Origin of the sequence: Candidatus Centipeda massiliensis, assembly GCF_900290285.1 — a bacterium.
Taxonomy (GTDB): Bacteria; Bacillota; Negativicutes; order Selenomonadales; family Selenomonadaceae; genus Centipeda; species Centipeda massiliensis.
The window spans coordinates 397201-412447 of record NZ_LT985754.1; the positions used below are offsets into that span (position 1 = coordinate 397201).

Consider the following 15247-nt stretch of genomic DNA (forward strand, 5'->3'; position numbering starts at 1 on the left):
AAGGAGGGGCTTTCCATGAAACCCGCTATGCGCCTTGGCGCGATCCTGCTCCTCGTCCTCACACTCATCGGCGGCGCGTACACGGGCTACTGCTGGCAGCGTGACCGCACGCCCGAGGCGGCACTCTACCAGATCGCACGCGCCGTGACGAACGAGGATCGCGCACTCTTTGACGAATACGTGGACGAGGATGCCGTACTCGCCTCTATGCACACAGATGCGAGCACCCTTCTCGCGGACAACATAGAGGCACTCCACGCGCGGCACCCTTCCGACTGGTTCTTCCGCCACGACACCGCCTTCATGCGGGACTACATGGCGCAGCACCGCACGGAGTACATCGGTACGGCACGCATGGCACTCGACTTTTATTTCGATGCGCAGCGTGTACCCGTGACGAAGGTGGACGGCAATGCACGGTGGGGATCGGACGAGATGCGTGCCTTTGCCGCGCACTATACAGCCAGCCTCGAGCCGGCACAGATCACGGGCGACCATGCGGCGGTGAACGTCCGCGTGCGCGGTGACGATAGTGATTATGGGAGACTCCTGCCGGAAGGCTCGCTCACGATGGAACTGGCGCGGCAGGAGGACGGACGCTGGAAGCTCGTCCGCATCTACACCGACACTGCGCGCACGAACGGCTTTTATGCCTTTGTCGATGCGGCAGAGCACTACTGGACACTGCAGGGCTGGGACTGACCCGCTTTTTATAGGAAAGGAGAGAAAAATATGAAGTATGAACTCACAAAAGACTACTTGACAGGCATTGATGAGATTGACAAAGAACACGCGAAGCTCTTTGAGCTTGCCAATGAATGCTACGACCTCGTGATGGACGATGCGGCGGTAGATCGGTTCGACAAGATTGTCGCGCTTCTTGAGGAACTGCGCTCGTATGCAGCGACGCACTTCGCCCACGAGGAGGAGTACATGGAGCGCATACAGTACGAGCGGCGCTTCAGCGAACGCTACCAGCACCTGCGCTTCATCCAGAAGCTCAGTGAGATCGACCTCGACGACATCGACGAGCACCAGCAGGAGCATTTGCTCGGCATCCTCGACTTCCTCGCACGCTGGCTCTACGGACACATCAAAGTCATGGACTGCCGCATCCCGAAAGAGGAGACAGCCGCTGCGGCAAAATAGGAAAAGCAAGGACTCGCTGATAAAATGAAGTCCTGCAGATTGGCGTAGATTTTTCGTCCGATTGAGAAGGCAAATCGGACGCAGAGTGGTGCTCTGTGGAGGATTTGCCGACAAAAAGCGGGCGAAAAAGATGCGTCAAGATGATGCGGCTGAATTTATCAGTAATTCCGCAAATCTCATACAGGCAGAAGATCGTATGCGCGAATTGGACATCGAACGAAAGAGAGAAAGATGCACCATGAAGTATGAGTTTACCGATGATTATTTGACGGGAATCCCATCCGTGGACGAACAGCACAGCAAGCTGTTTGATCTCACAAACGAGTGCTATGAACTCGTGATGGAGAGCGCGGTGGATGACAAGTATGACAAAATCGTAGCGATCCTGGACGAGCTTGCCGCGTATGCCGGCACCCATTTTGCGAGCGAAGAGGCATACGCGGAGAGCGTGGGCGATCCGCATCGCTTCAGTCACCGCGCACTGCACCTGCGCTTTATGAAGAAGGTCAGTGAGATCGATCTCGATGCCATCGACGACAACCAGCAGGAGTATCTCCTGAACATCCTCGACTTCCTCGCACGCTGGCTTTACGACCATATTAAGGGACGGGACTGCAAGCTCCCGCATGAGGCACCGCCGAAGTAACAGCACACAAAAACACCCCGCAATGAGCAGTTGCGGGGTGTTTTTGCTGTGTATTATATTTTAGGAGAGCTCTGGAAACCATATCCCTTCCACAGGGTATGGTCAAACGAAAGCCTGTAGATAATATAGCACACAGGAGAATGAAAATCAATAGCATGATAAAAAATAAAATCATATAAATTTTATATAATGGAAATAAAGGAAGGTTATTTTTCAATAAAAAGTGAAAAATAGGAGAAAAGGACTATGTTCAATACGCAAAAAATTTCCTATAATGAATACAGGACAAAGGAAATGTCTCCCCGTCAGGTCGTGTGCAGAGCGCATCGTCCTACGGGAAATCCACAATACTCATAAGGAAATGAGGTGGCTGTAATGGCAGTCATATCAATCGCATCGGTGCTGGACGATCCGGCAAAACGGATCCCGATTCATGCGATGGTGCGTGCGGCGGCGGCATATCCCGCGAAGGATGACGAACTCCTTGAGGGGATGCGCGCACAGCGGCTCGCCTACCGTGAGGAAATCAGACAGCTGCACCGCATGGACAGCGAGGCGTACGAGCTCGATATCGAGTCGCTCACGCGGTCGCTGCGCTCGTTGGAGGAGGATATCCACGTAGACGCAACGCGTGAGCTGTTCGGTGACCCGTACATCGTCGAGCTGGGAGGGCACCGTCCCTCAAATGATGCCGAAGCGGCATCGGCATAGTTCTCTCGCAGGAGGGGATCCATCTGGAAAACTGCATAGGTTGTCACGCGAAAAGCGCACGAGATTGATCGGTGGAATACCGTCGTAGTTCTCGTGCGCTTTTTGTGTGACCGCTTGTGGATTGTGTGCTGTGATCCACGCCTGCCTCTCTTTTATTTGACCCCAATGGCTGAAAACTTTATAATAAAGGAAAGCAACGCGTCCGATTGGCGCAGATGAATTTATTCGTGTTTCCGAAAGGCAAATAGAGGTGATCGCAATGAATGAAGCGGAAAGATTCAATCCGATGAACGATGTGGCGTTTAAGTTCATATTCGGTAAGGAAGAACGCAAACAGATTACCATCGATTTCCTCAACACCGTCCTGCACAAATCCCTCTCGCATGAAATTAGGGACATCACATTTCGTCAGACAGAGATGATACCAGACGGAGACGAGGGAAAGATGTCGCGTCTGGATATCGCCTGTGAGCTGGATACGGGAGAACTCGTAGACGTAGAGGTGCAGGTCATCAACTTCAACAATATGCAGCGACGCACACTTTTTTACTGGGCGCGGCTGTATCTGCTTTCGCTGACGCGCGGCGAGGGGTATAATCTTTTGCGACCTGCAATCACGATCAACCTCCTCGCATTTGAGCTGCTGCCGCAGCTGGAACCCGTCGCGATGTATAGTGTCTACAACATCGCGACCGGGGATCGGCTGAACAGCGATATGGAACTTCATTTTATTGAAATCCCAAAGTACATCAAAGCCCCACATAAGACGATACGCGAATCATCGAAGATGGAACGGTGGCTCGCGTACTTTGCCAACAGACTGACCAAGGAGGAAAAGGAGGAACTGGCGATGAGCGAACCTGCAATCCGAGAAGCGATGCAAGCAGAGAGGATCTTTATGAGCAACCCGGACGATTACCTCCGCTACGTCAACCGACAGATCGCACTGATGGACTATCGCTCCGGGATGCAGGGAGCTGTAGAAGAAGGGATAAAGCAGGGAATAAAGCAAGGAATGAAACAGGGAATAGAGCAAGGAATAGAGCAAGGAATCAGTCAGGGACGACAGCAGGGCATCACGCATATAGCGATGAATATGCTGCGTGTCGGAACACCGCTTGCGACAGTGGCGCAGATGGCGGAACTTCCGGAGGCAGTTATTCGAAAAATGGCGGAGGAACATGGGCTTCAAGTTTCCTAATTGGGAAGGGCGCCATAAGCGATCTGCCCGATAGGAAGACGGAGGGGGTGTTGCATGAAGTTTTTTAGCTTCATGCAACAGCCTCTTTTTATTACAGGGAAGAAACATACGGCATTGCGCTCACATAAGAACACAGAAAATGAAATGACACAAGTCATAAGATCATATTGACACGAGATGAGAGGAAGAGTATAGTTGGGATTATAGTACTATAGAATAGCTATAGGTTGGAACGGAATAATATGGAGGGGATCGTCATGTTAAAGGAATGGAAAAACAAACGACAGCTGTCGCTTCTCGTTGCGTTCGCTCTGTCCGCGGGAGGGACACTCTTTTCAGATTTAAAATACACATCTGCTGCGGATGTGACGGGCGGCGACGTGACGTATGATAGCGGACATCCTCTGCCTGCTGACCCGATTACAGGCGGGGCGATCAGTCCCTCTACGACGGATCCCGGAAATGTGCATCATAATACGCTGACAATCGATGGGCTGAATATCATTAGTCGCAACTTGTATGGCGGTTATACAACGGGGCTTGGGAATGCTGCGGGCAATGAGGTCATACTGAAGAATACGACGGCGAATAATTATTATGGGCAGGCGCAGGTTTATGGGGGGTGGTCTGCCCAAGGGGATGCGACGGGGAATACGATCACCTTGGCGGGCGGCGGTGCAAATTATTATCTGAATCTTTACGGAGGAGGGGGAACCGGCAGCGGCAAAGACTTCACTACGGGAAACACGCTGCAGATCAAGGGCAAGGAAAACGAAGCCTATAACGTTCAAAACTTTGAGAAACTGAAGTTTGTGCTGAATAATGCTGTGGCGTCCGGGGACACGATGTTTAGGACACACAACTCGGTGCAGAGCTTTGACTGGTCAAAGATCAGCGTGGAGGGTGCGTCGACGTGGCTGTCCGGAAGCAGCGGGACGAAGCGCGCCTATCTCTACGATGGCAGTGGTGTGACACTGACGAACTATGGGACATCACCGGTCAACGGCACGTCGGGCAACTATGAGTATGGCATTACGACGGATACGACGACACCGAGTGCCACGTCAGTCAGTGCAAGCAAGATCTATTTTGACCGAAACCAGTTTCAGCATGCAGATGTAAAATATGATACAGATCCGTCCTCACCGGCGCTCCCGTCAACAAGCGCGTTATTTGATGGCGCGATTTATGGCGGCACCTCGACCCTGGGCAATACGACCAAGGCCAACAAGCTGACGGTGGATGGGCTGAATATCAGTGCTCGCAACTTGTATGGCGGCTACACGCAGTCGATTGTTGGAGACTCTATAGGCAATGAGGTCATACTGAAGAATACGACGGCGAATCAGTATTATGGGCAGACGCAGGTTTATGGGGGTTGGTCTGCCCAAGGGGATGCGACGGGGAATACGATCACCTTGGCGGGCGCAGCAGGCGGCGGTATAAATTATTATCTGAATCTTTACGGAGGATGGGGAACCGGCAGCGGCAAGGACTTCACTACGGGAAACACGCTGCAGATCAAGGGCAAGGAAAACGAAGCCTATAACGTTCAAAACTTTGAGAAACTGAAGTTTGTGCTGAATGATGCTGTGGCGTCCGGGGACACGATGTTTAGGACACACAACTCGGTGCAGAGCTTTGACTGGTCAAAGATCAGCGTCACCGGGCTGCCGGAATGGGTAAGAAAGTTAACTTCTGAGGGTGTCAATAATCCTACGTTGACACTTTATACAGGTTCGGGCTTCACTCTCACCAACTACACGCCTACTCTTATCGGCACGGTCGGCGACTATGAGTTTGGCAAGAGAGCCAATACAACTGCTACGGGGACGGTAGGGGTTTCCGTCCTTTCTCTCGACGGCAATCGTTTCCAGAATGCAACGGAGACGCCGGCGGTGAGCGGAACGGACATCCATGCGGGCTATTCCAAGTATGGCAACACCACGAATCACAACACGCTGAACATTCAGGAGACGTCTGCGCATGTGCCGATCAGCTACACAAACGCGCGTGCAGGCTATACGAACGCACTCAATGGCGGATCGGACGACAACACGCTGAACCTCAACACAGGCGGTACGGTGACGAACGGCTATGCAGGCTACACGGAGGGCGTGCATCTGCTTGTGGATCCGACGAGCGAGACGAATCCGACGGCGGTCGACACCACGAAGAACGCCGATGCGAAGAACAATACCGTCAACATCAAGGGCGGCACGCTGAACGCGGGCGGCAAGCTCTACGGCGGGTACATTGCCCCGAACGCGGCACTCACACCGCCGAACAATGTCTCGGCGGGCGATGCCAAGGGCAACACGATCAACATCGAGAACGGAACATTCGGCGGCAGTACCGAAATCTACGGCGGCTACACGAACGGCACGGGCAAGGCGACGGGCAACACCGTCAACCTCGGATCGGATGCAGGTGTATTTACTGCGCCCACATTCAGCAACGTCACCCTCTATGGCGGCGGCGGCGCATCGGCGAGCGATGTCATAACGGACAACACGCTCAATATCAACGCGCAGGGCATCACGGCCGCAGGCATCCATAACTTTGGCAAGATCAAGGTCAACCTCAAGGACGCCATGACGCCGTACACGCCGACGAATCCCCTCCTCACGGTCACGAACGCATCGGGCCTGGACTGGGCGGGCGTCGAGGTGAATCCCGAGGACTACAGCGGCTTTACCGCAAGCACCTACGAAGAGAAAATCTTTAACGCCATCCACAAGACGGGCGGCATCAGCTTCATGAAGGGATCGACCAACACCTACAATCCCATCGGCGCGACGGGGCGGCTCAAGGGGAACTACGAATACGTCATCGACACGGACAACCATACCGTGAACACCACAAGCGACGTCGTCGTCAAAGGATTCCAATACAAGAACCATAACGCGACCTTCACTGCGGCGGACGGCAGTAAGACAAACGCATGGAGCGGACGCACGCAGCTCGGCACGAAGGTGCAGGACAACAAACTCACCGTCACGGGCGGCACGATCACAGGCGCAGCATACGGCGCCCTCGTTGAGAACAAACAGCACAACGCGGACGGCACGTTCCAGACCACGGCGGGCAAAGCGGAACGTAACGCGCTCGAAATCTCAAACGGCAATATTGTCAATGCCTACGGCGCAAAGGTAACGCCGAAGGGCGGCAGTGCGGACGAAAACAGCGTCAAGATCACGGGCGGAACCATCAGCGGCTCTGCTTATGGTGCGGAGCTTTCGGATGCGGCAAGCACGGGCACAGGAACCAAGAACAAAGCCGAAATGACCGGCGGCACGCTGACCGGCTCTCTTTATGGTGCGCATACGGCGGGCAGCGGCACGCTCACCGAAAGTAAAGTCAAAGTCTCGGGCGGCACGATCGGCGGCTCCGTGTACGGCAGTGATATTGCCTTGGGGGCGGGTGATGCAACGGGCAGCAAAATCACCATATCAGGCGGCTCTGTCACCGGCTCCGTCTACGGCGGCAAAACCGCAGGAACAGGCGCAGCGACCGGACACACACTGAACCTCTACGGCGGCACTGTTTCTGGTTCTGTCTATGGCGGACACACCGCGTCTGGCGCAACCACGGGCAACACCGTAAACCTCGGCGATGGAGTGCACAGCCTTCCGAGCGGCACCACCGTTACGGGCACCATCTACGGCGGCAATCAGGCGGCGGACACCAATAACGTCCTGAATGTCAACACCAACGCCACAGCGGGCAATATCGCGAACTTCGGCATGGTGAAGTTCAACTTCAACAGCACCTTCAACCAGGCGAATCCCATGCTGAATCTCGTCGGCGGCTCTGCAACCAGTTTTGACTGGAACAAATTTACCCATACCGGCGATGCACCGAGCGGAACATCCGTCCTCATGCAGAACCTCAGCAATATTAACATTCCTAATTACAATGGTGCGAAGGAAATCTCCTCCACGGGGACGAACGAATACACCATTGACACCGACACCGGCACGGGAACGGCAAAGCAGATCCTCTTCGGCGGCTACCAGTTCAAGGGTGCAGTTGTCACGCCAACGACGAGCGATGCGGCGAAGGATGTCTGGGCAGGGCGCTCCGTCATCGGCAACACGACTACAAGCAATACTCTCACCTTGAACGGCACGAACCATCGTGACGCATATGGCGGTTGGACGGCAGGCACGGGCACAACGGCTGCGGCAAAGTTCGACAGCACGGGCAATATCGTGAACCTCCAAGCGGGCAACGTGCGCACAATCTACGGCGGCTTTACCTCCGTGCAAAGTGGCAACGCAACGGGCAACAAAGTGAATATCTCGGGTGGAGAAGTCGGCAATAGCGTACACTATGGCGCAGGCTATGGCAACGTCTACGGCGGCTATCTTTCCCATGCCGCGGCAGCAGGAAATGCCACGGGCAATACCGTCACCGTCACGGGCGGCAGGATGAAAGACATCTACGGCGGCTTTACGGTGGGGACGGGTGCAACCACGGGCAACACCGTGAACCTCGGCACGGAATCCGATGCCGTTGCTTCGAGTACGAGCATTTCGGGCACCATCTACGGCGGCAGCAAGGCAGATGCGACAAACAATACGCTCAACGTTTACGACACTGTGTCGGCGGGCAACATTGCGAACTTCGACACCGTTCACTTCAAGGTAGTCAACCCGTCCCGCGTTGCGGTCGGCGGCAGCTTCCTGACGCTGAATGACGGCAACGCTACAAATCTTGACTGGAACAAGCTTTCTGTTGAAGGACTTGACAGCGTCACAGCGAGCGCGACAAGCGACCACATCTTCACGCTTTTGCACAACGCAAATAACATCAACCTCAGCAACTACAGCACGACAGGAACGCGCGGACGCATCCAGTCCGCCGACTACGAGGCGGACATCACGACCGACGGCAACAATGCCACAAGTCAGAACGTCTACCTCAAGGGCTACCGCTTCCAGAACAACACAGGGGCGAACTATGCGGGCGGCCCGGCCACGGACGCATGGGGCGGACGCTCCATCATCGGCAAGACCGTCACGAACAACAAGCTGACGCTCACGGGCGGCAGTGCGACACTTACGGCGCGCGGCGGTATGGTCGAAAACACGGAGCGGGATTCGGGCGGCAACTACAAGACCAATGGCGATGCGACGAAGAACAAGCTCATCCTGAACACGGGGGCACAGACCGGCAATGCCTACGGTGCCGAGGTCAAAACCAAGGCGGGCAGTGCTACGAAAAACATTGTCGAAATGAATGACGGTACCGTGCATGGCAATCTCTATGGTGCGGCACTCACCGATGCGGCAGCTACGGGAAATGCCGATGCCAATGAAATGACCATCAACGGAGGCACCGTAAGTGGTACTGTTTATGGTAGTCATAATGCCGGTGCGGGCAATGCCAAGGGCAATACCGTTACTATCAAGGGCGGTTCACTGCATGGAATCTACGGCGGCTTTACGAACGGCTCCGGTGCAACGACGGACAACACCGTCAATCTTGGCGACGGGGAGCACAGCCTTGCCGCAGGGACAACGATCAATGGCACCATCTACGGTGGCAACCAGGCGGATGTTACAGGCAACACACTGAACGTCAACACCAATGCACAAGCAGGGAACATCCAGAACTTTGGGAAACTGCAGTTCAACCTCAACAGCAACGCACTCACACAGAGTGCGCCCATGCTGGGGCTCAGTGCCGTCGGCGGAACGAACAACCTCGACTGGCGCACACTGGACGTCAACGCCGAGAAATTCAACGCCCCGATCAAGACCTATGAGGCGTACAACCTCGTTCTCATGGAGAATACACACGGCATCAGCTTCCAGCAGGGGGCGACGAACACCTATACGGCGGGCGGCGGTGTCAAGAGCACGACGAGCGGGGACTTTGAGTTCACCATCGACACACTGAATCATACGGCATCCTCGACGCAGGTCACAGCAGCGGGCTACAAGTACAAGAACCACAGTGCAACGTATAACGAGGCGGCACCGCACGCAGAGGCATGGGCAGGACGCTCTGCTGTTGGCAATAAGGTAGAGAACAACAAACTCAGTGTAACGGGCGGCACGATCAATACAGCGGCATACGGCGGACTTGTCATCAACAACAAGCCGGGTGTTACCACGGGTGACGCCGAAAATAACAAGATCGTTGTTAACGGTACGGCAAACGTGGCAGACGCCTACGGTGCGCAGGTACGTACGAAAGACGGCAATGCCACGGAGAACAGTGCCGAGATCACGGGCGGCTCCGTTACGAACGTTTACGGTGCGGCACTTACCGCTGCGGGCGCAACGGGCAAAATTGAAAAGAGCAAGGTCAACATCGCGGGCGGCAATATCAGCGGCTCTGTTTACGGCGGTCAGATTCGTGATACAGCTGCAACGGGAAGCATCTCGGGCAGCACGCTCACGCTCACGGGCGGCTCTGTCACTGGCTCCGTCTACGGCGGCGACAATGCCGGCTCGGGCGCGGCGAAAGACAACGTCCTCAACCTTTACGGCGGCAATGTCACGGGTGGCGTATACGGCGGTCATACGGCAAGTGGTGTGGCAACCGGCAACACTGTAAATCTTGGCGACGGCACGACCAATGCTGTGACTGCGGTGACGGGCGTGATTCACGGCGGCAATCAGGCAGATGTTACGGGTAACACGCTGAACGTCAAGACCAACGCGACGGCGGGCAATATCCATAACTTTGAGACCGTCAAATTCCACCTGAACAGCACCATCAATCCTGCAAACTCGTTGCTCACACTCAATAACGGCGCGCAGACCACAGGGCTGAACTGGGCGAAGCTCGAAGTTGACACATCGAGCCTTACGGGTGCGGGCATCAAGACCTACGAGCCGTACAAGCTGAACCTCATCGAGAACACGGCGGGCATTGCGACGACAGGGTATGCGGGCGCAAAGGACAACTCCACGGACAAGTTCGAGTATGTGATCAACACGGATAACAATACGGCGACAGCGGATCATTACGTCACACTGGAAGGCTACCAGTTTAAGGACAATGATGCAGCGTCCTACACCACAGCTGACGGCACAAATGCCGCGGCATGGGCAGGACGCACCAAGGTCGGTCATACCGTCGAGAATAACACACTCAAAGTCACGGGCGGCACGATCAATACAGCGGCGTACGGCGGAGTTGTGGAGAACAACAAGCTTGATGCGCATGGCAACCCCCTCCAGACGGGCGATGCGACAAACAATAAACTCCTTCTGGAAGGCGGAAGCATCCAAAACGGCTATGGTGCAGATGTACGCACACAGGCAGGGAATGCCACGGGCAACGTCATTGACCTCAAGGGTGCGACCGTTAGTGGCAGCCTCTACGGTGGGGCACTCACGAATACTGCTGCAAGTGGAAACGCCACGGGCAACACCGTCAACATTCTGAGCGGTTCTGTGGGCGATGTCTACGGCGGCTTTGCAAACGGCACGGGCAAGACCACGGGGAACACCGTCAACCTTGGCACGGAGACCACGGCATTCACAGCGACTTCCGTCGGCACCATTTACGGTGGAAACAAGGCAGAGGCAACAGATAATACGCTGAACGTCAACAGCCGTAATGCAGGTGCGGCGGATGTCAAGAACTTCGAGAACGTCAACTTCGACGCAGCGCACAACGTCAGCCACGGGGATACCATGCTGACGCTCACGAACGGTGCAGGAACCAGCATTGACTGGTCGAAGATGAAGCTGAAGAACCTGGATACCATCACGGCAAGCCCGACGAGCGACCATATCCTGACACTCCTTGACAGCGCAAACGACATAAACTTTACGAACTACGATGCGGCACGTGCGCGTGAGACGAAGAAGGACGGCGACTACGAATACGTCCTCAACACGGAACACGAAACAGACAGTGACAAGAAAGTCGACGTCACAGGCTACCGCTTTGCCAACAACCATCCGACCTACAGCGCGGGCACTGCTCCCGAGGCATGGGGCGGACGCTCTAAGGTCGGCAATACGGTCACAAAGAACGCGCTCGACGTTACGGGGGGCACGATCACCAAGGCAGCCGGCGGCATCGCCCAGAACCTTGAGGCGGGCGACGGTGTCGGCGGCTACAAGAAGACGGGCGATGCGGCGGAGAATACGCTGACACTGAACAGCGGCGCAATCATTACCGACGGCTATGGTGCCGATGTCCGTACCGAGGCAGGAAATGCCACGGGCAATATCATCGACCTTAAAGGCGCAAATGTCACAGGAAACCTCTACGGAGGCGCACTCACACACGCCTCAGCCAGCGGTGCAGCCACACAGAACAACATTAACCTCTACAGCGGAAGTGTCACGGGTGATGTCTACGGCGGCTTCGCGAGCGGCAATGGCACGACCACGGGCAACAAGATCACCATCGGTGACGGCACGAATGATGCTGCTGTCACCGTCACGGGCAAACTCATCGGCGGCAACAAGTCTGCCGAGGGCAACGTCCTCAACCTCAAGAGCAAGGGAGCACAGGTAGGAAGCCTCGAAAACTTCGGCAAGATCACATGGAGCCTTGGCTCGAATCTTACCGATGGGGATACCGTCCTCACACTCAATCAGGATACGACTCTTACCTACAGCACCATCGAAAAGCCGGCAGGCGCAGACGTTTCCAACTGGCTTGGTAGCGTCATGGAAAAGAACGTCCACCTCTTCCAGATGGCAGCGGGCAAGAAACTCACCCTCAGCGGCTACACCAGCACAGGCAGTGAGCGCACGGGCGATGCCGAGTACAGCCTTGTCACAGACAACAACCAACAGGAAACCACAGGCGGCAGCCTCAATCTCTCCGCCTATAAGTGGCAGAATGCCAGCGTCGACGTAAACAGCAACGCACGCAGCGACGTATTCGGCGGCAAGACCGTCTACGGCACAGATGGTGCGACCAAGAACAACAAGCTCACGCTCAAGACAGGTGCAGCCGTCAATAACGCCATTGCGGGTGCCACACAGACCGCAAACGGTGCGGCAGAGGAGAACATCCTCACCGTCGAAGACGGCAGTGCAGTGAATGCCTACGGCGCAAAGACCGTGGGCGGCAAAGCCCTGAAGAACAAAGCCATCCTCACGGGCGGCAGCGTCACAGACAAACTCGTCGGAGCACAGAGCCAGAGCGGCACAGCCGAAGAGAACACAACAGAAATTAAGGGCGGCAGTGTCACCAACGCCATTGGTGCGGAAACCGTGACCGCAGGAGACGCGGCAAATAACCATGCCATCATCTCCTCCGGCACAGTCACGGGCAGCCTCAAGGGCGCACAGAGCGCGGGCAAGGCGACAAAGAACACGGCAGAGATCAAGGGCGGCACTATCAGCGGTGCAAGCGTTATGGGCGCAGAGGCGAAGAACAACGCCGAAGAGAATACGGTAACCATCTCCGCAGCGCCGACCTCGAACGCTTCGACCACGATCACCGGCGGACACTCCACACACGGCAATGCCGTTAAGAACGTGGTCAACGTCAACGCAGTCGTCACCGGCAACATCGTCGGCGGCTCCACGGACAGCACGAATGGCTTGGATGCCATTGAAAACACCGTCAACGTGAACGCAAACGTCACGGGGAATGTCTACGGTGGACACGCACATAACGCATCTCTGCGCAACACCGTGAACATCGCGGACGGCATCACCGTCGACGGCAGCGTCTTTGGCGGCAGCTGCATCACCGCCGTGGGGAACATTGTGAACATCGGCAAGGGATCCACCGTCACCGGAGATGTCGCTGCGGGCAACGCCACCGGCAGCAACCGCGACAACATCATCAACCTCACGGGATCGCGCGTCAATAGCACCATCAAGGGCGGCAACGGCGGCGCAAACGACAGCAACAACACCCTTGCCGTCCACCATGACCTGACGCAGCAGTCCTACGCCGGCGACTTTACGGGCATCAAGAACCTCCAGTTCTACCTGAATGAAGGCATCACCAACGAGAACCCGACCATACTGAACCTCGGTACCACGAGCAAAGACATCCGCGGCATCGACGTCGGTGTCGGCGTCAATGGGCTTGCACGGGGACTGAAGGTCAATGACGTCATCAGCCTCATGAAAGTTGCAGGAAACGGCACACTGACCACCGATGCGGACAGCATCGCGCCGCCCGCACCGCAGACCCTCGTCAACCACGTAGAGACCATGCAGGGCGTCTCCCTCCTCTACGGCTTTGACATCATGAAGCGTAACAGTGACGAGCTGATCGCAACCGTTACGCGGGCAGCCATCAGTGAAGAGACCAAATCCTTTACCGAAACCAGAGCAGGTGCGACCAGTTTCATCAACGGCGGCGCAGACCTTCTTGCAGGCGCGGGCATGACCTCTGCCAAGAAAGAGGGAAGCGGCGACAAAGACAAGGACGCACGCGGCTACCATATCTGGGCAGCGATGGAGCAGAGCGGCATGACCGTCAAATCCGGCTCCTACAGCGACACGCAGGGCTACGGACTTGCCGTCGGCTGGACGCGGGAACTCGGGCAGACGGGCAGCACCCTCCTCTTCAGCCCCTTCGTCGAATACGGCAAGGGCAAATACGACTCCTACCTCGACAGCGGCGTCCATGGCAGCGGCAAAGTCAGCTACCTTGGACTCGGCGTCATGGGACGCGTAGAGAATGCACAGGGACTCTGGGCAGAGGCGGCACTGCACGGCGGCAAGACGCGCAGCGACTACAGCGGCTCGCTCTATTCGGGCACCAGCTCAAGCTATGACAGCTCGAATGCGTACTATGCGGCGCATCTGGGCATTGGCAAGGAGATGAAGACCAACGAGAAAGACAGAGTGAACGCATACCTGCGCTACTTCTGGTCGTACCAGTCCGGCATGCAGGCAAAGATCCATACGAGCGGACGCAATTCGAACGTCGATGAATATAACTTCGGCGCAGTAAACTCGAACCGCGTGCGTCTGGGCTTTAGCTACACGCATAAGGACAGCGACAAGAGTGAGATCTTCGCAGGACTTGCGTGGGAGTATGAGCTGAGCGGAAAGGCGACGGCAAGCTTTATGGGGTATGAGACCCCGAGTCCGTCACTGCGCGGCGGGAGCGGAATGCTCGAAGTGGGCTACCGCTTTGCACCGAAGGACAGCCGCTTCTCGTATGACCTGCGGTTTGCGGGCTGGCAGGGCAAGCGTCAGGGCTACTCCGGCGGCGCTCATGTGAACTGGGCATTCTAAGGAATCGCTGAATTTTTAAACAACATAAGTAAAGAGGGGCGTTGTACGAAGCGAAAACTTCGTACAACGCCCCTTTCTCGTGTCGTTCGGGAGATCCCGCAGCAACGACGACATAGGAAGCACTGATACATTCAGCCATGCCATCTGGACGCATCTTTTTTGTCTGCGCTGTGCCCGCGATCCTCCACATAGCCCCTGCTATGTGTCGGACTCTCTCCTTGTTCGGACGAAAAATCTACGCCAATCTGACGGACTTCATCTTATCAGCGATTCCTATACAATAGCAAGAGTTAATAGAAAGAATAATTTTCGATTATAAAATTTTATGGAACTGTGACTTTGCTCACA

6 protein-coding genes are annotated in these 15247 nt (G+C 55.7%); all 6 read left to right on the top strand.

Annotated elements, in window-relative coordinates; translation table 11 throughout:
* Positions 1–15: 15 nt before the first annotated feature.
* A complete protein-coding gene (locus C8273_RS02000) occupies positions 16–702 on the top strand; it encodes a hypothetical protein (RefSeq protein ID WP_106626159.1) in 687 nt (228 codons plus the stop codon).
* A 30-nt stretch (positions 703–732) separates the two neighbouring features.
* On the top strand, positions 733–1149 hold the full coding sequence (locus tag C8273_RS02005) for a bacteriohemerythrin (protein ID WP_106626160.1): 417 nt from the start codon (positions 733–735) through the stop codon (positions 1147–1149).
* Positions 1150–1387: 238 nt separating this feature from the next.
* Positions 1388–1795, top strand: a complete 408-nt coding sequence (locus C8273_RS02020) for a bacteriohemerythrin (protein ID WP_106626161.1) — start codon at positions 1388–1390, stop codon at positions 1793–1795.
* A 375-nt stretch (positions 1796–2170) separates the two neighbouring features.
* The gene (locus C8273_RS02025; RefSeq protein WP_106626162.1) at positions 2171–2506 is read left to right on the top strand and encodes a hypothetical protein; all 336 of its coding nucleotides are present in this window, start codon (positions 2171–2173) and stop codon (positions 2504–2506) included.
* A gap of 259 nt (positions 2507–2765) precedes the next feature.
* Positions 2766–3707, top strand: coding sequence for an Rpn family recombination-promoting nuclease/putative transposase (locus C8273_RS02030; RefSeq protein ID WP_106626163.1), 942 nt, complete (start codon positions 2766–2768; stop codon positions 3705–3707).
* Between the two features lie 257 nt (positions 3708–3964).
* Positions 3965–14899: an autotransporter outer membrane beta-barrel domain-containing protein gene (locus C8273_RS02035; protein ID WP_106626164.1), complete on the top strand. Its 10935-nt coding sequence runs from the start codon at positions 3965–3967 to the stop codon at positions 14897–14899.
* The last annotated feature ends 348 nt before the right edge of the window (positions 14900–15247 follow it).

Bases quoted from the DNA above. Each gene is read 5' to 3' on its own strand.
- C8273_RS02000 (WP_106626159.1), top strand. From the start codon at position 16: ATGAAACCCGCTATGCGCCTTGGCGCGATCCTGCTCCTCGTCCTCACA.
- C8273_RS02005 (WP_106626160.1), top strand. From the start codon at position 733: ATGAAGTATGAACTCACAAAAGACTACTTGACAGGCATTGATGAGATT.
- C8273_RS02020 (WP_106626161.1), top strand. From the start codon at position 1,388: ATGAAGTATGAGTTTACCGATGATTATTTGACGGGAATCCCATCCGTG.
- C8273_RS02025 (WP_106626162.1), top strand. From the start codon at position 2,171: ATGGCAGTCATATCAATCGCATCGGTGCTGGACGATCCGGCAAAACGG.
- C8273_RS02030 (WP_106626163.1), top strand. From the start codon at position 2,766: ATGAATGAAGCGGAAAGATTCAATCCGATGAACGATGTGGCGTTTAAG.
- C8273_RS02035 (WP_106626164.1), top strand. From the start codon at position 3,965: ATGTTAAAGGAATGGAAAAACAAACGACAGCTGTCGCTTCTCGTTGCG.